Origin of the sequence: Gordonia sp. DT219 (genome assembly GCF_049847065.1) — a bacterium.
Classification (GTDB): domain Bacteria; phylum Actinomycetota; class Actinomycetes; order Mycobacteriales; family Mycobacteriaceae; genus Gordonia.
Genome location: NZ_JBNCNR010000087.1, coordinates 1 through 398 on the forward strand (window position 1 = coordinate 1; position 398 = coordinate 398).

A 398-nucleotide genomic window follows, 5' to 3' on the forward strand; every position below is an offset into this window, starting at 1 on the left:
GCACGAGCGACCACTCGCTCGGCGTCGGTGGGCCGGGGATAGCGGAAGGCGTCGAGGAGCGGGTCGTCCATGAGGGCATAGGAGAGTCGGCGGACGAGCCACCGCGGGAGCAGCCGGAAGGGCATGAACGTCGCGAGCAGGGCGAGCGTGGAGTCGGCGACCTCGCGGGACCGCGGCGAATAGGAGAAATGTTCGCGCTCGTAGGCGTCGAGGAAGCGTTCGAAGGCTTCGTAGGTGTCGGGGATGTCCTTGATCGCCATGTGTTTTCCGAGCTTGCGGTAGTACTCGGTGAGTCCGTCGATCTCGTTGGGCCGCAGCGGCCGCCACTCGTAGGCGGCAACCCAGCGCACCGGGCACACGACGAAAGTGGCGAGGACGTAGAGCATGTCGTCGTTGGA

At 66.1% G+C, this 398-nt stretch carries 1 protein-coding gene; it reads right to left on the reverse strand.

All coding sequences use genetic code 11. From position 1 onward, the window contains the following. Positions 1-398 (reverse strand): oxygenase MpaB family protein (locus tag ACPXB3_RS22540; RefSeq protein ID WP_425729871.1); only part of this gene is annotated, 398 nt, incomplete at both ends.